The 19,723-nt window shown below is 58.4% G+C and carries 18 protein-coding genes; 10 read left to right on the top strand and 8 right to left on the bottom strand.

Annotation, left to right across the window (positions count from 1 at the left end; genetic code table 11):
* The first annotated feature begins 38 nt into the window (after positions 1-38).
* The 3 genes from rpoA to HUJ17_RS01805 all read left to right on the top strand — a co-directional run bounded on the left by rpoA (position 39) and on the right by HUJ17_RS01805 (position 1,931).
* Complete coding sequence (gene rpoA, locus HUJ17_RS01795) at positions 39-1,046, top strand: DNA-directed RNA polymerase subunit alpha (RefSeq protein WP_290509077.1); 1,008 nt, start codon at positions 39-41, stop codon at positions 1,044-1,046.
* Between the two features lie 49 nt (positions 1,047-1,095).
* Positions 1,096-1,479: a 50S ribosomal protein L17 gene (gene rplQ / locus HUJ17_RS01800; protein ID WP_062817650.1), complete on the top strand. Its 384-nt coding sequence runs from the start codon at positions 1,096-1,098 to the stop codon at positions 1,477-1,479.
* Positions 1,480-1,595: 116 nt separating this feature from the next.
* Positions 1,596-1,931: a DOPA 4,5-dioxygenase family protein gene (locus HUJ17_RS01805; RefSeq protein ID WP_290509078.1), complete on the top strand. Its 336-nt coding sequence runs from the start codon at positions 1,596-1,598 to the stop codon at positions 1,929-1,931.
* Positions 1,932-1,952: 21 nt separating this feature from the next.
* Here HUJ17_RS01805 and HUJ17_RS01810 read toward each other — a convergent pair whose 3' ends face one another.
* The 5 genes from HUJ17_RS01810 to HUJ17_RS01830 form a co-directional block, all read right to left on the bottom strand.
* Positions 1,953-2,324, bottom strand: a complete 372-nt coding sequence (locus HUJ17_RS01810; protein WP_290509079.1) for a hypothetical protein — start codon at positions 2,322-2,324, stop codon at positions 1,953-1,955.
* Positions 2,325-2,488: 164 nt separating this feature from the next.
* Positions 2,489-3,760, bottom strand: coding sequence for a glycerophosphodiester phosphodiesterase family protein (locus HUJ17_RS01815; protein ID WP_290509080.1), 1,272 nt, complete (start codon positions 3,758-3,760; stop codon positions 2,489-2,491).
* A gap of 140 nt (positions 3,761-3,900) precedes the next feature.
* Complete coding sequence (locus HUJ17_RS01820; RefSeq protein ID WP_290509081.1) at positions 3,901-4,725, bottom strand: hypothetical protein; 825 nt, start codon at positions 4,723-4,725, stop codon at positions 3,901-3,903.
* A 12-nt stretch (positions 4,726-4,737) separates the two neighbouring features.
* The gene (gene uvrA / locus HUJ17_RS01825; protein ID WP_290509082.1) at positions 4,738-7,560 is read right to left on the bottom strand and encodes an excinuclease ABC subunit UvrA; all 2,823 of its coding nucleotides are present in this window, start codon (positions 7,558-7,560) and stop codon (positions 4,738-4,740) included.
* A gap of 140 nt (positions 7,561-7,700) precedes the next feature.
* Positions 7,701-8,351, bottom strand: a complete 651-nt coding sequence (locus HUJ17_RS01830; RefSeq protein WP_290509083.1) for a response regulator transcription factor — start codon at positions 8,349-8,351, stop codon at positions 7,701-7,703.
* Positions 8,352-8,591: 240 nt separating this feature from the next.
* Here HUJ17_RS01830 and HUJ17_RS01835 point away from each other — a divergent pair, with 240 nt between their 5' ends.
* The 5 genes from HUJ17_RS01835 (at position 8,592) to gspD (ending at position 14,372) form a co-directional block, all read left to right on the top strand.
* Positions 8,592-9,959 (top strand): MFS transporter, encoded by a 1,368-nt coding sequence (locus tag HUJ17_RS01835; RefSeq protein ID WP_290509084.1) that lies wholly within the window; start codon positions 8,592-8,594, stop codon positions 9,957-9,959.
* Between the two features lie 105 nt (positions 9,960-10,064).
* Entirely contained in the window at positions 10,065-10,592 is a 528-nt protein-coding gene (ssb, locus tag HUJ17_RS01840; RefSeq protein ID WP_290509085.1) for a single-stranded DNA-binding protein, read from the top strand.
* An 8-nt stretch (positions 10,593-10,600) separates the two neighbouring features.
* Complete coding sequence (gene gspN, locus HUJ17_RS01845) at positions 10,601-11,335, top strand: type II secretion system protein N (RefSeq protein ID WP_290509086.1); 735 nt, start codon at positions 10,601-10,603, stop codon at positions 11,333-11,335.
* Positions 11,336-11,436: 101 nt separating this feature from the next.
* Entirely contained in the window at positions 11,437-12,306 is an 870-nt protein-coding gene (locus HUJ17_RS01850; RefSeq protein ID WP_290509087.1) for a type II secretion system protein N, read from the top strand.
* An 11-nt stretch (positions 12,307-12,317) separates the two neighbouring features.
* Positions 12,318-14,372: a type II secretion system secretin GspD gene (gene gspD, locus HUJ17_RS01855; RefSeq protein WP_290509088.1), complete on the top strand. Its 2,055-nt coding sequence runs from the start codon at positions 12,318-12,320 to the stop codon at positions 14,370-14,372.
* A gap of 98 nt (positions 14,373-14,470) precedes the next feature.
* On the opposite strand, the gene HUJ17_RS01860 is transcribed toward gspD, so the two are convergent.
* Both HUJ17_RS01860 and HUJ17_RS01865 read right to left on the bottom strand, forming a co-directional pair.
* The gene (locus HUJ17_RS01860; RefSeq protein ID WP_290509089.1) at positions 14,471-15,481 is read right to left on the bottom strand and encodes a hypothetical protein; all 1,011 of its coding nucleotides are present in this window, start codon (positions 15,479-15,481) and stop codon (positions 14,471-14,473) included.
* Complete coding sequence (locus tag HUJ17_RS01865) at positions 15,474-16,961, bottom strand: adenylate/guanylate cyclase domain-containing protein (RefSeq protein WP_290509090.1); 1,488 nt, start codon at positions 16,959-16,961, stop codon at positions 15,474-15,476. Before HUJ17_RS01865 ends, HUJ17_RS01860 begins: the two co-directional genes overlap by 8 nt.
* Before the next feature lie 274 nt (positions 16,962-17,235).
* On the opposite strand from HUJ17_RS01865, the gene HUJ17_RS01870 reads away from it, so the two are divergent.
* Together HUJ17_RS01870 and HUJ17_RS01875 are read left to right on the top strand one after the other, a co-directional pair.
* On the top strand, positions 17,236-18,201 hold the full coding sequence (locus tag HUJ17_RS01870) for an alpha/beta hydrolase (RefSeq protein ID WP_290509091.1): 966 nt from the start codon (positions 17,236-17,238) through the stop codon (positions 18,199-18,201).
* Complete coding sequence (locus HUJ17_RS01875; protein WP_290509092.1) at positions 18,188-18,682, top strand: nucleoside triphosphate pyrophosphohydrolase family protein; 495 nt, start codon at positions 18,188-18,190, stop codon at positions 18,680-18,682. Before HUJ17_RS01870 ends, HUJ17_RS01875 begins: the two co-directional genes overlap by 14 nt.
* A 61-nt stretch (positions 18,683-18,743) precedes the next feature.
* Here HUJ17_RS01875 and HUJ17_RS01880 read toward each other — a convergent pair whose 3' ends face one another.
* Positions 18,744-19,721, bottom strand: coding sequence for a hypothetical protein (locus tag HUJ17_RS01880; protein WP_290509093.1), 978 nt, complete (start codon positions 19,719-19,721; stop codon positions 18,744-18,746).
* Positions 19,722-19,723: the final 2 nt, after the last annotated feature.

Here is a 19,723-nt window from a genome sequence, read left to right on the forward strand (position 1 = left end):
GAGCTGTACTCCAAGTAAGGACTGCCTGAGGGATCTCTATGACCGCCGTGAACGACTTTCTCACGCCCCGCTCGATCGCGGTCAACGCGATCAACCAGACCCATGCAAAAGTGGTTCTGGAACCGCTGGAGCGTGGCTTTGGCCACACCCTGGGGACTGCGCTGCGTCGCATCCTGATCTCCAGTATGCCCGGCTGTGCGATCACCGAAGTGGAGATCGACGGGGTACAGCATGAATACTCCTCCATCGAAGGGGTTCAGGAAGATGTGATCAACATCATGCTGAACCTGAAGGGCGTTGCCCTTAAAATGGAAGATCGCGAAGAAGCAACTCTCGAGCTGGTCAAGAAAGGCCCGGGTGTTGTGACCGCGAGCGATATCCAGCGTGATCACAGTGTTGAGATCGTCAACCCTGATCATCTGATTTGTACCATTACCGGCGACACCGAACTGCGTGTGAAGCTGAAGGTGCAGAAGGGTCGCGGCTATGTGGCTGCTGACGCCCGTCAGTCTGATGACGACGAGACTCGCGGTATTGGCCGCCTGCAGCTGGATGCCAGCTACAGCCCGGTTCGTCGCGTGGCTTACGTGGTTGAAGCCGCTCGTGTAGAGCAGCGTACGGACCTGGATAAGCTGGTTATCGATCTGGAAACAGACGGTACCATCGATCCGGAAGAAGCGATTCGTCGTGCAGCAACAATTCTGCAGCAGCAGATCGCTGTGTTTGTAGACCTTGAGCAGGATGCCAAGCCTGAGCCGAAGCAGGAGCGTGAGGAAATTGATCCTATCCTGCTGCGTCCGGTGGATGACCTTGAGCTGACTGTTCGCTCCGCTAACTGTCTGAAAGCGGAAAACATCTACTACATCGGTGATCTGGTACAGCGTACCGAGGTTGAGCTGCTGAAAACCCCTAACCTGGGTAAGAAGTCGCTGACTGAGATCAAAGATGTGTTGGCCTCCAAAGGCTTGTCACTGGGCATGCGTCTCGAGAACTGGCCGCCGGTCAGCCTTCGTGATGATGACCGGCTGAACACCAAATTGCGCTAATTAGTTGTTGTGGACGCTGTGAAGCGCCCCTGAACATAGGAACAGAATCATGCGTCATCGCAAAAGCGGCAGAAAACTGAATCGGAACAGCTCTCATCGTCAGGCTATGTTCCGTAACATGGCTGTGTCTCTGCTGGAGCACGAAGTGATCAAGACCACTCTGCCGAAAGCTAAAGAGCTGCGTCGTGTGGCTGAGCCGCTGATCACTCTTGCGAAGGAAGACTCGGTAGCGAACCGTCGTCTGGCTTTCGACCGCACCCGTTCCAAGGAAGTGGTTGGCAAGCTGTTCAACGAGCTGGGCCCCCGTTACCAGAGCCGTCCTGGCGGCTACGTTCGTATCCTCAAGATGGGTTTCCGTGCTGGCGACAATGCACCGATGGCCTATGTTGAGCTGGTTGATCGTCCTGAGCTGGCGGACGCTGACGAAGAATAAGCGTCGAAGCTTCAAAAAAACCGGGCATATTGCCCGGTTTTTTTATGTCTGTCGTAAGCCGGCACACTTGTACTATGCTGTCTGGAGAGGCCGAGTAGATCTCAGGGGCAGGGCAAATGGCAATCAACGGCTTTCATGCGCACGTCTATTTCGATGAATCCACGTTTTCCCAGGCGGCAGCGCTATGCCAGGCCGCCCACCAGAATTTCGACATTCCCATGGGGCACATGCACCGCAAGCCGGTGGGGCCACACCCGTGCTGGAGCTGCCAGCTGTCCATTCCGCGGCGCCTGGCAGGTGATGTGATTCCCTGGTTGATGGCCAGCCGTAATGGCCTGACGATCTTTGTACATGGGCTCAGTGGTGATGATTTGCGTGACCATACCGAGCTGGTCATGTGGCTGGGGGAAAGCCTGCCGCTGGACCTGAGCATCTTCCAGTTTTCAGCCTGATCAGATGAACCAATCCGCGTACTAGCCCTGAACGACCTTGCGCCCCCGATACGTCAGCTCCTTGCGCTGGCGCTGCACGGGGGGAGTCTTGTTTTCGGGGTTCCTGCCATGCACCGGCTGTCCCCGGTACAGGCGCACGGCCGAACTGTTTGCAGGCACCTGTGGAGGATCTTCACCTTCCAACTCCAGTAATGCCAGACGAATCTCCCCGTAAAGCCGCTGCATGCCCTGGGAGCGAGTGCGGCCCGCATAATGGGCCAGCTTTTGACGCAATGCAGGGTCGGTCAGAGAGAGGCTTTCGTCGAACTCGGCGCGAATCAACCGGCGGCACTGATTAACCAGGTTGACGATGTGGTACTGCATCAGCCAGCGGTGATCGGTGGTGGCGTCCATTGCATGCACTCCTCTGAATGGTTGCCGAAAGAAGCTGACGTGGGCTGAAGTCAGGACTTCAGGGTGCTTAGAGCAAAGCAGAAAGCGTGCCAGCGCTATGCTCCGGTTTGATGGTGAGACCGCCCCGTTCCGGAACGGGGCGGTGCTGTTGTGGTGCGCGTGCGCTAAGGTTGTGCGCGACGCTTGCCGCGCAAGGTTTTCTGGCAGTTGGCGTAGAAGGTCGTGGTGGCTGGCCAGTCAGAAAAGACACCAATAACACCCACGTCCCGAGCCAGCACGTCCAGCAGGCTAAAGGTGTCGCCGTCATTATTAATAACCGGTTGAACACTCTGATAATACCAGCCACCACCGTTGGTTAATGGGCCGGAACGCTCCAGGGACCAGGCGATGATATCCAGGCCGGCATCGCGGGCGGCCCGGGCATAGGGGCTGGGCACGATGTGGTTGTCATTATCGGTGGTCACCAGCATCCACAGGGGCGGAGCGATGATATTCACACCATAGCCTTTCAGGGTTTCCATGTCGGGCTGCCAGGTGCCGGGGTTCTGCGGGTCCAGCCCCTGCGCATCGCGGCCATCGAGATATACGGCCTGCTGGCCGTAGCGGGGGTGGTGATCGATCCAGTAGCGCACGTCCTCCAGGTCGAAGGACTGGGGGTACACATCCTGCGGTGATACCCCGGCTTGTCGGTATTCTTCAATCAATTGCCGGGCATAGTCCTGCTGGCGGTAATTCCCCTCATAGGGCATCGGCACCAGGGGCGCCTTCAGTTCCGGGGTCATCTTTACTCCCAGTTTCTGAAACAGGTCAATGCTCTCCTGGTGACTGAGCAGGGTGCCGTTCTGGTTGTAGAGATCCGTGCGCCAGCTGGCAGTGCCCTGCAGATATTCTTCCACGGTGGTGGCACGGGGATTGGCACCGTCCATCTTGCCCTTGAGCGTCTTGAATTCGGCCAGGGTGATGTCGCTGGTGCAACAGCGGGCACTGGCCGGGTTGCTGCCGTCGAAAGGGGTGAAGGGTTCGCTGCATTGACTGGCCAGTTCGGTGTCGAGAATGTTGGTGGTGGTGTGCAGGTCACACTGGGAATGGCGACAAACCAGCTCGCGATCTTTGGTAAAAGCCACATCGCATTCCACGATGCCGGCGCCCATGCGGGCCGCCGCACGGTAGGACTCTTCGGTATGTTCGGGGAATTGCAGCGGTGCCCCGCGATGACCAATGGAGAAGTCGCTGGCATGCTGCGGTCGCTGCTGGCTGGTGCATTCCTGCAGCGCCTGCTTGAGCGGGCCCTTGTCCATGTCTGCGACCAGGTAATAGGGGCGAGGCCCCAGTTCTACGGTAGTTTTTTCCCTGGCGCCTTGCCCTGCACAAGCCACTGTTGCCACGCCAATGGCCAGGGTGGCGATGAATCCTTTCAGTGCCCATATTCGTCTCATTATCAACCTCCAGCGGTGTGATCGGGGTTGAGTCTGGCGTGGGGTTATGACAGTCCTGTTTGCAGAAGGCTTCGGGTAAGTGACATGTGATTGAATTGTGTGAAACGTCACTTTTAATCTTGCCGGAATCTTGGTGCGGTTTAGTTGGCCGCGTTTGTTTTTTGTTCGAGAAGAAGGTTCGCAACGGTGGAAAAATAATGATTCATACCTTGGCGAATGGCGAAGTGGCTTGCCGCGCTAGTGGTTTGTGCGGACCAGACCGTTTGGCCATCGCTGAGGCGGAGTATGGCAAAATCTACAACAACGTCACCGGCGTAGCCTGCCGCTCCGCTGCTTCCTGTCATGCCACTGAATATCATCGCGCTTGTGACAGAAGCATTAAAGCTGTTATTGCTTTCCTGCCACCCATTAATCCGTGTTAATACGATACAACATGAAGGCGGAATATTGCTTTCAGATTGCAAAAAGGTTTTATCGAGTGCTATGGGGCCATCTCTGGCCGGATCCTGACGTGTCGGGGCTTTGCCAATGGATTTGAGTGCATCTTTAACCTCCCCGGTTGGTACCAATATTTCCGGGGACTCGCTAAATGCCTGGTGGTAAATGCTGGTCAGAGAGCTCAGTTGTTCTTCGGTGTCGACATGCAAGGAGTTGATAGAAATTCCATATGATTCGCCGAAGTCTTGAAGTAGGTCGATAGTTGAGGCTGGCAGCTTCTTTTCGATCACAGGTACAGGGCGATACTGCCAGTCAAGATCTCGTATCAGCAGGTCGTAATACGGGGGAGCAAGAACAATTTTGTCAATATTGTCTGTTTGAGAAAGAGCATCTCTGGGAAAGCTTTCTGTGCAGGTGCCGCCATTTCCGCAGGCAAAATAATTGTAAGTACTGCGTGCCGCTTGGCAGCCAGAAAGCGAAAACGCGATAAAGGATAGGGCCAGGCACAATTTGAATTTTTTCTGCATGGAGTATCCGTTCTATTTCAGCATGGGTTTCAGGAAACGGCCGGTATGGCTGCCCTTTACTTTGGCCACCTCTTCCGGGGTGCCTTCGGCGATAATTTCGCCGCCGCCGTCGCCACCTTCCGGGCCCAGATCCACGATCCAGTCGGCGGTCTTGATCACATCCAGGTTGTGTTCGATCACCACCACGGAGTTGCCGTGGTCGGCCAGCCGGTTGAGTACATCCAGCAGCAGCTGGATATCGTGGAAGTGCAGCCCGGTGGTTGGTTCGTCGAGGATATAAAGGGTGTTGCCGGTATCCCGGCGGGACAGTTCCTTGGCCAGTTTTACCCGCTGGGCTTCGCCGCCGGACAGGGTGGTGGCGGCCTGGCCCAGTTTCACGTAGCTCAGGCCCACATCCATCAGGGTCTGCAGTTTACGCGCCAGGGAGGGCACCGCATCGAAGAATTCCCGGGCGTCTTCGATGGTCAGATCCAGGACTTCGAAGATGTTTTTGCCCTTGTAGGTAATTTCCAGGGTTTCCCGGTTATAGCGTTTGCCTTCGCAGACCTCGCAGGGCACGTAGATGTCCGGCAGGAAGTGCATTTCCACCTTGATCACGCCATCACCCTGACAGGCTTCGCAGCGGCCACCTTTCACATTGAAACTGAAACGACCGGGCTTGTAGCCGCGGGCGCGGGCTTCCTGGGTGCCGGCGAACAGTTCGCGCACCGGGGTGAAAATGCCGGTGTAGGTAGCAGGGTTGGATCGCGGAGTGCGGCCGATGGGACTCTGGTCGATATCCACAACCTTGTCGAAATGCTCAAGCCCTTCAATGGATTCGTAGACCGCCGGCGTCAGTGTGGTGGCCTTGTTTAGTTTGGTGGCGGCCAGCGGATACAGGGTACTGTTGATCAGGGTGGACTTGCCGGAGCCGGAGACGCCGGTGATGCAGGTGAACAAGCCAACCGGGATATTCAGCGGATGGCCCTTCAGGTTGTTGCCGGTGGCGCCGTGCAGGGTCAGCCACTTGTCGTCCCGGTTCTGCCGCCGTTGCTCGGGGATGGCGATTTGTTTGCGCCCGGACAGGTAGTCGCCGGTCAGCGAGTCCGGGTTGTCGGCCACGTCCTGGGCACTGCCCTGGGCGACGACCCTGCCACCATGGACACCGGCACCGGGGCCAATGTCAATCACGTGGTCGGCCAGGCGGATGGCTTCCTCGTCGTGCTCTACCACCAGCACGGTATTACCCAGGTCACGCAGGCGAGTCAGGGTGCTGAGCAGGCGCTCGTTGTCACGCTGGTGCAGGCCGATGGAGGGCTCATCCAGCACGTACATGACGCCCACCAGGCCGGCACCGATCTGGCTGGCCAGACGAATACGCTGGGCCTCACCGCCAGACAACGTTTCTGCGCTGCGTTCCAGGGTCAGGTATTCCAGCCCTACGTTGACCAGAAACTGCAGGCGGTCGCGGATTTCCTTGAGAATCTTGTCGGCGATTTCGCCCTTGCTGCCGGGCAGGTTCAGGTTGCTGAAATAGCCATGGGCCTTGCCTACGGCCAGCCGTACCACTTCCGGCAGGGTGGTTTCTTCAATGAACACATGGCGGGCCGCCTCGCGCAGTCGCGAGCCATTACAGCTGGGGCAGCTGGAGGTGGACATGTAGCCGAGCAGGTCCTCGCGTACTGCATCCGATTCGGTTTCCCGGTAGCGCCGCTCCATATTGGGAATGATGCCCTCGAACGGATGGTTGCGCTTGATGATGTCGCCGCGGTCGTTGAGGTAACGGAATTCGATGCTTTCCTTGCCGGTGCCGTGGAGTACCTTCCTGCGAATATCCTTGGGTAGCTCCCGAAATGCCACGTCCATGTCGAAACCCAGGCTCTGGGACAGGGAGTTGAGCATCTGGAAATAGTAGACGTTGCGGCGATCCCAACCACGGATGGCGCCTTCCGACAGGGACAGCTCGTCGGAATTGATCACCTTGTCCTCGTCAAAGAACTGCTTCATGCCCAGCCCGTCACAGCTGGGGCAGGCGCCGGCCGGGTTGTTGAAGGAGAACAGTCGCGGTTCCAGTTCAGGGATCGAATAGCCGCAGTGCGGGCAGGCAAACTTGGCGGAGAAAGTCACTTCCTCGCCGTCGCCGTCCATGGGAGCAATGATGGCGATGTCGTCAGCCAGGTTAAGGGCGGTTTCGAAGGATTCCGCCAGCCGGTTCTGCAGGTCGTCACGGACCTTGAAGCGGTCCACCACGACTTCAATGGTGTGCTTCTTGTTCTTGTCCAGATCCGGGGTGTCATCCATGTCATAGATGCGCCCGTCGATGCGTGCACGGATAAAGCCCTGGGCGCGCAGTTCCTCGAACAGGTGCAGATGCTCGCCTTTCTTTTCGCGGATCACTGGTGCCAGCAGCATCAGCTTGCTGCCGTCTTCCATGGCCAGCACCTGATCCACCATCTGACTGATGGTCTGGGCGGCCAGCGGGGCTTCATGCTCCGGGCAGCGGGGCTCGCCCACCCTGGCGAACAGCAGGCGCAGGTAATCGTAGATTTCGGTGATGGTGCCGACAGTGGATCGCGGGTTATGGCTGGTGGACTTCTGCTCAATGGAAATGGCCGGGCTGAGCCCCTCGATGTGATCCACATCGGGTTTTTCCATCATCGACAGGAACTGGCGGGCGTAGGTGGAAAGGGACTCCACATAGCGACGCTGGCCTTCCGCATATAGGGTGTCGAAGGCCAGTGAGGATTTGCCTGAACCGGAAAGGCCGGTGATTACCACCAGCTTGTCACGCGGGATATCCAGATCCACGTTCTTCAGGTTATGAGTCCGTGCGCCGCGAACCAGAATGGTATCCATCAACTACCCCTGACTACTGTCAAAATGAACAGGGCAGTATAGGCGAATTCGTGTGAAGGGGAAAAGAAAGGAGCGCTTTCACGTAACCCGCTTCACGCGGGCACGCAAAAAAGCGTGCGAGCGTGTTGCGTGCGGGGTTACTACAGGTTCTCTTGTGCCCAGTTCACCGCCTGCAGGCGGTTGGAGGCGTTGATTTTCTTGAAGATATTGTAGATGTGCGTCTTGATAGTGTGCGGGCTCAGATTCAGGCTGCTGGCGATTTCCGAATTCTTGGCGCCGGTGGCCATGACTTTCAGCACTTCCACTTCCCGGTCGGTAAGGTTTACCTCGCTACGGGAGAAGGTCTTGTTGAAAGTGCGGCTTTTCATCAGGTAAGCCTGCAGCACGGCGCGGGGGAACCACAGCTCGCCGTCGAAAATTGCCTTGATGCCTTTGCTGAGTAGCGCCTGGGGGCAGTCATGCTGGAATCCGCCATTGACCATGGGCAGGCCGGCCAGGCGAGACAAAGAGTCGTCGCTGTCCACATTAAACAAGGCAATCAGAACATCGTTTTCCACTTCCTGATCTGCTTCAAGAAGATGGGCGATCACCTCGTTCACGTCCACACTGTGGTAATCCACCAGAAACAGGTTCTGGTCAAATTCCCGCAGGGTTTCCACGGAGATGGTCTCTACCGAGGGAATGCTCTTGCTGGCCACTTCTTCCTTGACGAGAAATTCGGTGAGCAGGGCATTTTGCAGTTGCTGGCTGCCTACTACGTAAACTTGCTGAGTTTGTTGTTGGCTGTTCATCGATGCCATCCATGATGTCTCAGGCGGAGCCTAAGAAAAAAAACTGATCAGCATGTGAATTTATCACCGCTTTGACCGGGGTTCAATTTACCATTGCCCGGTTTTACTGATTTCACGATTCTCTGGCCCAAAGTGGGGCACTGTGTCCTGGTCCGGCCCTACGGGGAATCTGGTACACTGCCCGCCTTTTTGTAGCGGCCGTGACGTTACGGCCTCCCGTTTCTGGAGCAACAAGCGTTCATGTCGGCACCTTCTTCCCGTGTTCTGCAGCGGACAGAGCTGAAAACCACCGGCTATCTGGCGACCATTTTCGCGTTGCGGATGTTCGGCCTGTTCATGATTTTGCCGATTTTTGCGGTCTACGGGCAATCCCTGGAAGGTGCGACACCGCTATTGATCGGTACCGCCATCGGCGCCTACGGGCTGATGCAGGCTCTGCTGCAGATTCCGTTTGGCATGCTCTCCGACCGTTTCGGGCGGCGCCCGCTGCTACTGATCGGTCTGCTGTTGTTTGTGGCCGGGGGCGTGGTGGCGGCCATGAGTGATCATATCCATGGTGTCATTGCCGGGCGCGCCCTGCAGGGGGCGGGCGCCATTGCCAGTGTGATCATGGCGTTGATTGGCGATGTGGTCAGCGAGAAGCACCGTACCAGAGCCATGGCCCTGATCGGCATGTCGGTGGGAGGTGCCTTTGTGCTGGCCCTGATCCTCGGCCCACTACTGGCGAGCTGGCTGGGGTTGTCCGGCCTGTTCTGGATGACGTCGCTGATGGGCGTCTTTGCCCTGCTGGTGGCCATGGTGGTGCCGGCACCACGAGCGTTGCAAGGTGAGGCCTTGCCGGTGGGAGTGCGTTTCCGTCGTGTGCTGGCCAGCAAAACATTGCTGCGCTTCGATGTGGGTATTTTCACCCTGCACCTGATCATGACGGCCTCTTTTGTGGTGGTGCCGGCTCTACTCAGCGAAAGGCTTGGGCTGGGGTTGCGCAGCCACAGCCTGATCTACCTGGGCGTGCTGGTGGCCGGGTTCGTGGCCATGGTGCCGCTGATCATCCGTGCCGAACGGCGTGGCGCAGTGCCGGTGAAGCGGCTGGCGGTGGTGTTGCTGGCGGTGTCACAGATCCTTCTGGCGGTGGCTGGGGCCGAGCTGTGGCACTTCGTGCTGGCCCTGTTGGTATTCTTTGCTGCCTTTAATCTGCTCGAGGCGCTGCTGCCCTCGCTGGTGGGACGTGCGGCCCCGGCGGGCACCCGCGGCACGGCCATGGGGGTATACTCCACCAGTCAGTTTCTGGGCGTCTTTGTGGGCGGGCAATTGGGTGGAGCCCTTTACCAGTGGGTGGGCGCCGAGGCGGTGTTCTACGGTTGTGCGTTACTGGCAGCAGTATGGCTGGTGGTGCTGGCCGGGTTGCAGGAGCTGCCAAAGCTGGATAATCGGGTTCTGATGCTGGCTCCAGGCCAGGACTGGAAGAAACTGGCCGGTGAGCTGCAGACGGTACCCGGTGTGGTAGAGACGGTGATCGTCGAGGAGCAGGCCCTGGCCCTGCTCAAGGTAGATGCCGGGCTGCTGGATGAGGCCCGACTTGCGGGACTCGCGAGCGCCGGGCAAAGCTGACACAATGATTAGCTTGATCTGACATGCATTTGAGAAACCGGTGATTTACCTGGCAGGGTATCGCCGGCTACAACAGTACTGACCCTGAGAGTCACGGAGAGAAACATGGCGCGCGGCGTTAACAAGGTAATTCTGATTGGTAACCTGGGGGCAGACCCGGAAACCCGTTTCATGCCCAGCGGTGGCGCGGTCACCAATGTTCGGCTGGCCACCAGCGAAAGCTGGAAAGACAAGCAGAGTGGCCAGATGCAGGAACGCACGGAATGGCATCGGGTGGTATTTTTCAACAAGCTGGGCGAGATTGCCGGTGAGTACCTGAAGAAGGGCTCCAAGGTTTATATCGAAGGCTCCATTCGTACCCGTAAGTGGCAGGGCCAGGATGGCCAGGACCGCTATACCACTGAAATCGTCGCCAACGAGATGCAGATGCTGGATGGCCGTGGTGACGGCGGTGGTGGCCAGGGTGGCGGCTATGCTTCCCAGGGCAATCAAGGCGGTTACCAGAACCAGAATGAGAACTACGGTGGTGGGGGCAGTGCTGCACCGCAGCAGAATCAGAACCCCGGCCAGAACCAGAATCAGGGCGGCTTCAGTGGCCCGGCGGATGATTTCGACGACGATATCCCGTTCTGAGAACCGCTATGCCTCGTACCTTGACGCTGACACTGGTCTTCATTGTCAGCCTGTTGGTTTTCTTGATCGTCAGCATGCCTGCCGCCGTGGTAGTGGAGCGGGTGCCTGCCGTGCGTCTGGGCGGTGCTGTGCTGACCCTGTCAGAGCCCCGTGGACGCTGGTGGCAGGGGCAGGCTCGCTGGCGCTGGAAACAGCTGCAGGGCTCGCTGGACTGGACCCTGGACTGGCACGGCCTGGTGCCGGGCGCGCAACTGGCCCTGCGCAGTGACCAGGGGCAGCAGGCGAACCTCTCCGGCTGGGTCGGTGCCGACTGGGGCGATTGGCAGGTAGAGCAGGCGCGCCTGTCCCTGCCGGTAGCGCTGGTGGCGGAACATGTTCCTCAAGGCGGCGCCGACGGCCGGGTGGATGCGGTGCTGATGGTCCTGCAGATTGCCGATGACACAATTGAGCAGCTCCAGGGCACTCTGGATTACAGTGGAGGTAAGGTGACCTGGGGGAATAATGGCTCCGCCACTGTGCCGGAGTTACAGGGGCGTTTGAGCATGGAAGGCCGGGTGCCCACGCTGCGGGTGAACGATCCGCAGGGAGAGCGTCTGATGCATGCACGCATCAGTGAAGGTCGTTTCCATCTGGAAGTGATGCGCGCGTGGCCATTGTTGCTCGGTGTCAGTCAGGGCGGCAGCCCGGATGATGTGGTATTCCAGATGTCCCAACCGTTCTCGCTAAAACGCAGTCAGGGCTGAGAAGCAGAAAACCCAGTTTCAGTAACACTATATTGCAATAATTTGCCGTAAAATCCGGTATCTTCAGTCCGGTAATAACGATAAAGGAAGAGCGGACAGTTATGTCGCAGTGGGCAGCGTGGGGTCAGTATCAGCAGTGGGGCAAGCCGGTGCGCTGGTTGGTTGCCGTTTTGCTGATTATCGGGTTGGCCTTTGTGCTGGCCCAGACCTTCTGGCTGTTGTGGTACGGACCCAGCGAGCAGATTCCTTCCAATAGCAAAACCCGCCTGCAGGTCGCCTCCGCCGGCCAGACTGTCAGCTTGAGCCAATCCCAAGTAGACAGTTGGCAATTGTTCGGAAACTTCGAGCAGGAAGCCGCCACTCAGTCAGACAAGCCCACCGACGCGCCTGAAACCCGCCTCCGCCTGGAGCTGCTCGGCGTGTTCCAGACCGCAGATACTGCAAAGGCTTCCGCCATCATTGCCGAAAAGGGCAAGGAGGGAGAGCTGTACCGTATCGGTGACAGTATTCCCGGTAATGCCAGCCTTGAAGAGGTCTACCCGGACCGGGTGATCCTGCGCCGGGCCGGGCGCCTGGAAACCCTGCGCTGGTCGGACAGTTCCCTGGGCGGCGTCAGCGAGATCGAACGCCCTCGTTCCGAACCGGTACAGCCGCCAGCTAACGAACAGGCGGTGAGCGAAGGCAGCGAGGACGATATGCTGCGTCAGCGCAAGGCCATTATTGGGCAGTTAGGGCTGACGCCGGTGGCCGAAGGTGGCAATCAAGGTTACCAATTGGGTAAGCGGGCCCCCAAACAATTGATCAGCCAGGTCGGCTTGAAAAGCAATGATGTCATTCTCTCTGTCAACGGCCACGGGCTGGGAACGGAAGAGGGTGATCTGGCTGCGTTGCGTTCATTTCAGGAAACCCGGCAGGCCAGTATCGTGGTGCAGCGGGGTGATCAGCAATTCACCGTGAATTATCCGCCATAGTGAGTGGTTTTATGATGTCCTTTTTCAAAGCCTCGGCACTTCGAACACTGATTGTGGTGCTGTTGTCAGCAGCGGCTCTTACCGCCCAGGCCCAGGTTGCGGCCAGTGAAGATGGCAAGAGTTGGACGGTGAATATCCGCAATGCGGATATTCAGGCCTTCATCAGCCAGATTGCTGACATGACGGGCAAGAACTTTGTTGTCGACCCCCGTGTCCGCGCCCGGGATGTCACCGTCGTCTCCACCAAGGCGTTGAGCGCTGCGGAGGTTTACGAACTATTCCTTTCCGTGCTGCAGGTGCATGGCTACGCGGCAGTGCCTTCCGGCGACATTATCAAGATCGTCCCCAATACCACCGCCAAACAAAGCAACCTGCCGCTGGTAGGCAAGAATGAAGCCGGTGGAGAAGAGTTGGTGACCCGGGTAATTCCGGTGGAAAACTCCCCGGTGGAAGAGTTGGTGCCGGTACTGCGCCCGCTGGTGCCCCAGTACGGTCATTTGGCGGCCGTGGGCTCGGCCAATGCCCTGATCATCAGTGATCACATGGACAATATTCGCCGTATGGAAGCGATCATTGCCAGCCTGGACAATGCCGAGTCCGAGGACGTACAGGTGATTAAGCTGGAGCATGCCTTTGCCGGCGACATGGTGAAAATGCTGGAAAGTCTGACCCCACAGACCGGTGGTCGCCGGGGCAAGACCAAGGATGGCGGCGTTACTGTGGTGGCAGATGAACGCACCAACCGCTTGATCATCAAGGGGGACCGGATTACCCGACAGCGCATGGCGCAGATGATCCGTAATCTGGATACCCCTGCCAGTGCCACTGGTGGTGTGCAGGTGGTACGCCTCAGTCACGGTGATGCGGAGGCGCTGGCCGAGCTACTGAAGAATTTTGCCGAAGGGGCCTCCGCTGCCAAGCCTGGCGCCGATGGTAAGGCCGCGGCGGCATCCATTACCGGTGACAAGGTGTCCATTCAGGCGGACAAATCCCTCAATGCTCTGGTGATACGCGCAGAACCGGCAATGATGAAGGAGATCATGTCGGTGATTAGTCAGTTGGATGTGCGCCGGGCACAGATTCTCATTGAGGCGGCTATCGTGGAAGTGTCCGGCGATACCGGCAAGGCACTGGGCTTTCAGTATGTGGCAGGCAGTGACGAAAGTGGTGTCGGTGCCATTAACTTCGGTAATGCTGGCCTCACTATTAATTCCATCGTCCAGGCTCTGGCGACAGATGATCCGTCAGGTTTGGCCCTTGGGGATGGCATTACTATGGGGTTCGGAGAGCAGGACTCCAACGGTGACCTGAAATGGGGGGCGTTGATCCAGGCCCTGTCCACTTCTACCGATGTGAACCTGCTCTCCACCCCCAGCATTCTTACTCTCGATAACCAGGAAGCCTCCATCGTGGTGGGCGAGAACGTGCCCTTCATCACTGGCACCAGCACCAGTACCGGTTCCGGTGTTTCCAACCCCTTCCAGACCATCCAGCGTGAAGATGTGGGCCTGAGCCTGAAAGTGACCCCTCATGTGGCAGGATTATCCACCATTCGTCTGGAGCTGGAGCAGGAGAACTCCCAGGTAAAGGACTCCGTTGGCGAAGCGGCGGATATCGTTACCACTACCCGCAAGCTGGAAAGCACTGTGTTGGCGGACGATGGTGAGACCATTGCACTGGGTGGGTTGATTCGCGACAACATTACCAAGACGGTACGCAAGGTGCCGATTCTGGGTGATATCCCCCTGCTGGGCATTCTCTTTCGCTCAACCAGTAACTCGCGAGAGAAAAGTAACCTGATGGTCTTTCTGCGGCCCACAATCCTGCCGGATAACGAACAACTGTTGAATATGACCCGGCAGAAGTACATGGGCATTACTGCCCTGCAATTCGAGCTGAATAGCAAGGGACAACTGGAGCAAGTGGTGCGTAACCCGCTGCCGGTGGATCTTGAGCAGGTGTTTGAGGGGCGCAAAAAAGTGTCTCCGGAATTCCGGGATGCCTATGACGCCCGGCAAAACGCACCTGAACAGGAAGTTGAGGCTGAGGGAGCCGAGCAAGAATAGTGTCGTAAGGGGATTACAGCAAAAAACGCGCCTGTCTCGGCGCGTTTTTTTTGCCGCCGGAAAAGGGGAGAGTCCGGTCGGCTGAAGGCGTGGGCCTGTTAGTTGTCTTGCAGGCTCCGCAGGTTGGCAAGAACCCTGCGGCTGCGTTCCAGTTTTTTGTTCAATTCTTCGTTATCCGGATAGAGCGGCGCTACCTGCTTCCAGATTCTGTAGGCTTCGCGATACTGGCCGCGGGCATACAGAGCCTCGCCGGTATTCATCTCTTCGCTGAAGCGGCGTCGGGCCCATTGTTCCAGGCGTTTCTGGTGATCGGCCAGTGCCGGGTTGTTCTGATGTTTATTCAGGAAGCTGCGGGCAGCAAGCAATGAGTCCAGCTGGCCGTTCCGCTGATAACGAGCCATCAACTGATCCGCTTCTGACAGCAGAGCGCGATTGTGTCGAGCACGGGCTCGTTGGCTGGCGTCATTCAGAATTTGCTGGGCTTTGGCTAATTGCGCAGAAGGAGGCTGATCTGGCGCCAGTTGGTGAGCGCTGCTGAGCAGGTCGCGGGCCAGCAGCCATTGCTGACGCTGGGCGAAATACTCCCCCAGACGTGTAAGATCGTTTGCTACGAAAAGACGTTCCTCGGCCAGCTCTTGCTGTTCCTGTTTGGCGCGAGGTAAGTGAAAGCCGCTTAATTTTTCTGTCAGGCCGGCACTGTCCTGCAGGGCCCGGGCCTGAGCACGTCGCCGTTCAGCCAGTACCTGGTTTAACTGGTGTTCTTCCAGGCTGATCAGGGCGGTAAGCATCTCATCCAGTGCGGAAGGGTCTACCACTTTGTGACGGTGATTCTTCACCAGAGTATGGGCCTGCTCCCAGTGTTGTTTGCGGCTCATGGCCCCGGCTTCAAGAATCAGGCGCTGGCGATACTGGTGGCTTGCCATAATGATGCCCGGGTATTGCTCCTGCAAAAGAGCGTATTGATCATGGGCGGGGTGAGTATCTTCAATGATAGCGGCTGCGCGGGCGTAATTGCCTTCTGCAAGGGCCTCGCTGACCCGGCGCTCCGGGTCCCCCAGAGTGGCACAGCCCCCAAGCAGGGCGACCATCACCAGTCCGGCCTTACGCACGTTGCGACTCCGTATTCAGTTTTGCCAGGAACTGGGCAATACGTTGTTCCATCAGGGTTTCCGACAGGGCGTGAACGCCGTCGATGCGGAAAGTGCTCACCGGTTCGGCTTTGCCACGGATACGCATGGCGCCGTACTCGGTAGCGCGCACCCGCGAAGCGATATTGGGGTTAGCCAATAGTGTCGAGGCGGCAATGATCTCGTTGCCTCCAGCCATGTTGGACAGGCGTGATGCCAGATTGACGGTATCGCCAACCACGGTGTACTGCATGCGCTCCCGCGAGCCCAGGTTGCCTGCCAACATGGCGCCGGAATTGATGCCGATACGGAATTCTACTGTGGTGTGTCCATGGGCTCGGCGGTGCTCGTTAAGCCTTTCCACCATTCTCTGAATCATGACTGCGCAGCACAGTCCATGGAACAGGTGCTCGTCATCCTTCTCAGGCACGCCGAATACGATCATGGCGCAGTCGCCCATATATTTGTCGATGGTGCCACGATAAAAGGTGGTGGCGGTGGTGATAGCATCGAAATACACATTGAGCATGTCGGCGATGGCATCCGGGGCCAGGGTTTCCGACAGCCGGGTGAAGCCGACGATATCGGCAAACACCACGGTGGCGTGGACATCGCGGCCACCCAGTTGGACCTGGTCCAGGTCTGCCATCATGTTCTGTGCTACTGACGGGCTGACAAAACGCTTCAGCACCTGTTCCACCTGGTCTTTTTCCAGCATGCCGTGGGCCATGGTGTTGTAGGCTTCGATAAGACCGCCGATTTCGTCATTGCGGCGATCCTGAATCCGGTAGTTCAGATCCCCCCGGCGCATGGCGCTGGTGGCCTCCAGTAGATCCTGAATGGGGCGTGCCAGTCGCCGGCTGATCAGGAACGAGGCGATGATGGCGATCACGCTCATGATCAGCGTGGCATTGATCATGGTGTCCTGCACCGATTCCCGGGCGGCCATGATAGGGCGGTCGGACAGGGAAATGGCCGTGTAGCCGGCTACCGTATCCCCCACATCAACAGCGGCATAGTAGGTGGTTACCGGTTCGTTCTGCAGTTCCCAGCGCTTGATCTGTTCCTGAAGCGGGTCGGCGGCCAGGGGCAAGATGCCGGCCTTGTCGACCAGGTTGCCGCTGCGATCAAACAGGGCGGCGCCGCGCACGCTCTCACTGCGTGTCAGGTTGTTGAGTTGGACCTTGAGCAGGAAGGTGTCATCGGCCAGCAGGGGCTCCCGGGCCGTGTTGGCCAACTGCAGGGCAATGGCTTCACCGAAGGTGTCCGCCTGGTCGCGCATGCGGTCGAGCTGATTGTTGAGCAGCAGGGAGCCGAGAATAGTCATGCCGCACAGGATCAGCAGGGAAATGGACAGCCCCAGCTTCCAGGCTACTGGAAAGTAAGCAGGCACATAGGGGGCCAGCCACCCGCCAATGCGGGAGGGCTTCGTGGGGCTGGCTTGTCCTTGCGGCTCGGTCACGATGCATCCCTGATTGAGTCGTAACGGTCACTTTGCACGCTTGTCAGCGGCGGACCATGCTGTCAAATTCACAGTTCGCCCCGGGCGTATTAACGGGTCCGGAATGGCGCTGCGTCGGCTAAGACCGCCGTGGTTGCGCAGAGTTCTTGTTCTTTTTGCGCTTATGCTGAATCACAACAATGATCAAGCGAATATGCTAACAATAGCACTTTCGTCGTGCTGGGTAAGTAGTTGTCTATGCTGACTGGCTGAATTGGAATCGGGAAGAGAGAGTATGGCATTTATGCGTGAGCGGCAGCTTGCTGCCAATGGCCTGAATTTTTTTGTGGCAGAGGCGGGGGAGCCGGGAAACCCTCTGGTGTTGTGTCTGCATGGTTTTCCGGAATGTTGGGCCTCCTGGCGCTATCAGTTACCGGTACTGGCCCAGTCCGGTTACCACGCGGTGGCGCCGGATCTGCGCGGTTACGGTTACACCGGTGGCCCGGTGGAGGCGGATAGTTACCGTCAGAGCGTGCTGGTGGAGGACGTTGTCGCCCTTATCCGGGCATTGGGGCATGAATCGGCAATCCTGGTCGGGCACGACTGGGGGTGCGCACTGACCTGGCAGGTGGCGCGTCGCTACCCGCAAATGATTCGTGCCGTAGTCGGCATGTCGGTGCCTTACGGCGGGCCGGCCCCGGAGGCGCCCACCGAGTCAATGCGGCGGCTCTTCGAAGATCGCTTCTTCTACATGCTCTATTTTCAGAAGCCGCAACTGCCGGAGCAGGAGCTGGAGGCGGATGTGCCCACCAGCCTGCGCAAGATCTTCCACGGTCTGTCCGCTGATGGTATCGCCGATTTCCGGGTGGGTCCGGACGACACCGGCTTCCTGCAATCCATGCCGATCCCCGAGCAGCAACCGCGCTGGATGCGTGAGGAAGACCTGGCCTATTACGTGGAGCGGTTCCAGCACAGCGGCTTTACCGGGCCGATCAACTGGTATCGGGCCATGGATGCGTCTTGGGAGGAAAGCCGGGATGACGACAACTGGCAGCTGACCATGCCCACTCTGTTTATTGGCGGTATGCAGGACCCGGTGATCGTGTTCAGTCAGAAAGCGCTGCAACGCATGCCCGACTACATCCCGGATCTGCGCACGGTGATGCTGGACCAGTGCGGGCACTGGATCCAGATGGAGCAGGCGGCGGAAGTGAACCGTGAGATGATTGCCTTTCTGGAGGAAGTCGATGGCAAAGGCTGACCAAACCAGTAATTTTCACCGGGTGGCCGAGTTCCACCGTGCCTTTTCCCTGCCGGTGGAGCCGCAACCGGTGGTACCCGATGACGCCACCATTCGTTTGCGTCTGGCCCTGTTGCTGGAGGAGTTTCACGAACTGGCCGAGGCCACCTGTCAGCAACCGGATGCGGTGCAGCAGAGGTTTCTCAATACCCTGGCGTCAGCCAGGGAGCAGTTGGCATCGCTGAGTGGTTTTCGCGTGGACCTGGTGGAAGTAGCCGATGCGCTCACCGACATCAATTATGTGACCTATGGCGCCGGCCATACCTTCGGTATCGACCTGAACGCCACCTGCGCGGAGGTGCATCGCAGCAACATGAGCAAGCTGGGTGCCGATGGTAGGCCGGTGAAGGACGAACGCGGCAAGGTGCTCAAAGGGCCGGCCTATTCTCCGCCGGCGTTGGAACCTGTACTGGCCCGGCAGGGCGGCAATGACCCGGAATAACCGCCGTGGTTGGGGTTGCTCCGGGCTGTGAGTGTTGGAGTCTTGCTGATAACGCTGATACCTAGACTTGCAACGCCATCCCCGCAGGCAAGCGGTCAGTCAAAATGTCAAACGCGCCGCCATGGGCGCTGTGCAGCATCCGTTCCGGTTGCCCGCGCCGGGACAGGGTGGCGGTGACGCCGGCCAGTTTGCTGTTCAGGCAGATCTTGTTACCTCCAGGCGGGTTGTAATAGGTCAGGGCAGCTACCCGGTCTGCCATCGTGGCCATGCTGATGTTTAAACGGGTATCACCGTTACCGGTCTGAAGGGTCCACTGGAAAGGGCGGTAGTCGGCGTTGGCGCGCAGCGCCCGGGACAGGCTGTTGAACAGCAGTGTTTCCCCGTCCAGTCGCAGGGCGGCAATGGAAAGTTGTGGGCTGTACAGTGGGCCTAGCTTCACCTGGGCAGTGGCGCATTCCAGAAAGGCGTCCGGCGCATTGTCGAAACCCACCACCTGGCCCCAGGCATAGCGGTCGGTATGTTGACTGCCCCAGTTATGATTTTCGCTGCCTGGCCACCGGTCCAACACGAAAGTTTCGCCGTTCAGGGTCAGGGTACCGCTGAGACGGATATGGGGGCGGCTGACCAGAGACTTGGCCTTGGGCAGGGGGCGTTTATAGAAACTCTCCGGCAGAAACAGCAGCGGTGGCTCGCCGTCATCGTAGTGCAGATCCCAGCTCAGTTGGTCGTTTCCTTCTTGAAGCAGCCCTTGCAGGGCACCGGGTTGCAAGTGATTGTCGCCAGCGTCCACCTGCATCAGTGAGGTGCTGAAGCGGCACTGTTCCAGGGGAAACTCTTCCTTGAACGCACGGGTCTGCTGCCGGGCGCCGTCGCTCCACACCGCCCACACTTCACCCAGGGCCGGACGTTGATCCCGGGCGCGGAACAGGGTGTAGCGAATCCAGATGGCCAGGGGGTTGTGCGGGTGATTGGCGCGCACAAACCAGGATTCGTAGTGACCGCCCCTGGGCGGGGCCTGCAGGCCGTAGTAGGGAATCATTC

It is taken from the genome of Alcanivorax sp. (assembly GCF_014762765.1).
Lineage (GTDB): Bacteria > Pseudomonadota > Gammaproteobacteria > Pseudomonadales > Alcanivoracaceae > Alcanivorax.

Excerpts from the sequence above, each read along its gene's own strand:
- HUJ17_RS01875 (WP_290509092.1), top strand. The coding sequence starts at position 18,188 with ATGGCAAAGGCTGACCAAACCAGTAATTTTCACCGGGTGGCCGAGTTC.
- rplQ (WP_062817650.1), top strand. The coding sequence starts at position 1,096 with ATGCGTCATCGCAAAAGCGGCAGAAAACTGAATCGGAACAGCTCTCAT.
- HUJ17_RS01835 (WP_290509084.1), top strand. The coding sequence starts at position 8,592 with ATGTCGGCACCTTCTTCCCGTGTTCTGCAGCGGACAGAGCTGAAAACC.
- rpoA (WP_290509077.1), top strand. The coding sequence starts at position 39 with ATGACCGCCGTGAACGACTTTCTCACGCCCCGCTCGATCGCGGTCAAC.
- HUJ17_RS01815 (WP_290509080.1), bottom strand. The coding sequence starts at position 3,760 with ATGAGACGAATATGGGCACTGAAAGGATTCATCGCCACCCTGGCCATT.
- HUJ17_RS01805 (WP_290509078.1), top strand. The coding sequence starts at position 1,596 with ATGGCAATCAACGGCTTTCATGCGCACGTCTATTTCGATGAATCCACG.
- gspD (WP_290509088.1), top strand. The coding sequence starts at position 12,318 with ATGATGTCCTTTTTCAAAGCCTCGGCACTTCGAACACTGATTGTGGTG.
- HUJ17_RS01810 (WP_290509079.1), bottom strand. The coding sequence starts at position 2,324 with ATGGACGCCACCACCGATCACCGCTGGCTGATGCAGTACCACATCGTC.
- ssb (WP_290509085.1), top strand. The coding sequence starts at position 10,065 with ATGGCGCGCGGCGTTAACAAGGTAATTCTGATTGGTAACCTGGGGGCA.
- HUJ17_RS01870 (WP_290509091.1), top strand. The coding sequence starts at position 17,236 with ATGGCATTTATGCGTGAGCGGCAGCTTGCTGCCAATGGCCTGAATTTT.
- HUJ17_RS01850 (WP_290509087.1), top strand. The coding sequence starts at position 11,437 with ATGTCGCAGTGGGCAGCGTGGGGTCAGTATCAGCAGTGGGGCAAGCCG.
- HUJ17_RS01830 (WP_290509083.1), bottom strand. The coding sequence starts at position 8,351 with ATGAACAGCCAACAACAAACTCAGCAAGTTTACGTAGTAGGCAGCCAG.
- HUJ17_RS01820 (WP_290509081.1), bottom strand. The coding sequence starts at position 4,725 with ATGCAGAAAAAATTCAAATTGTGCCTGGCCCTATCCTTTATCGCGTTT.
- HUJ17_RS01880 (WP_290509093.1), bottom strand. The coding sequence starts at position 19,721 with ATGATTCCCTACTACGGCCTGCAGGCCCCGCCCAGGGGCGGTCACTAC.
- gspN (WP_290509086.1), top strand. The coding sequence starts at position 10,601 with ATGCCTCGTACCTTGACGCTGACACTGGTCTTCATTGTCAGCCTGTTG.
- uvrA (WP_290509082.1), bottom strand. The coding sequence starts at position 7,560 with ATGGATACCATTCTGGTTCGCGGCGCACGGACTCATAACCTGAAGAAC.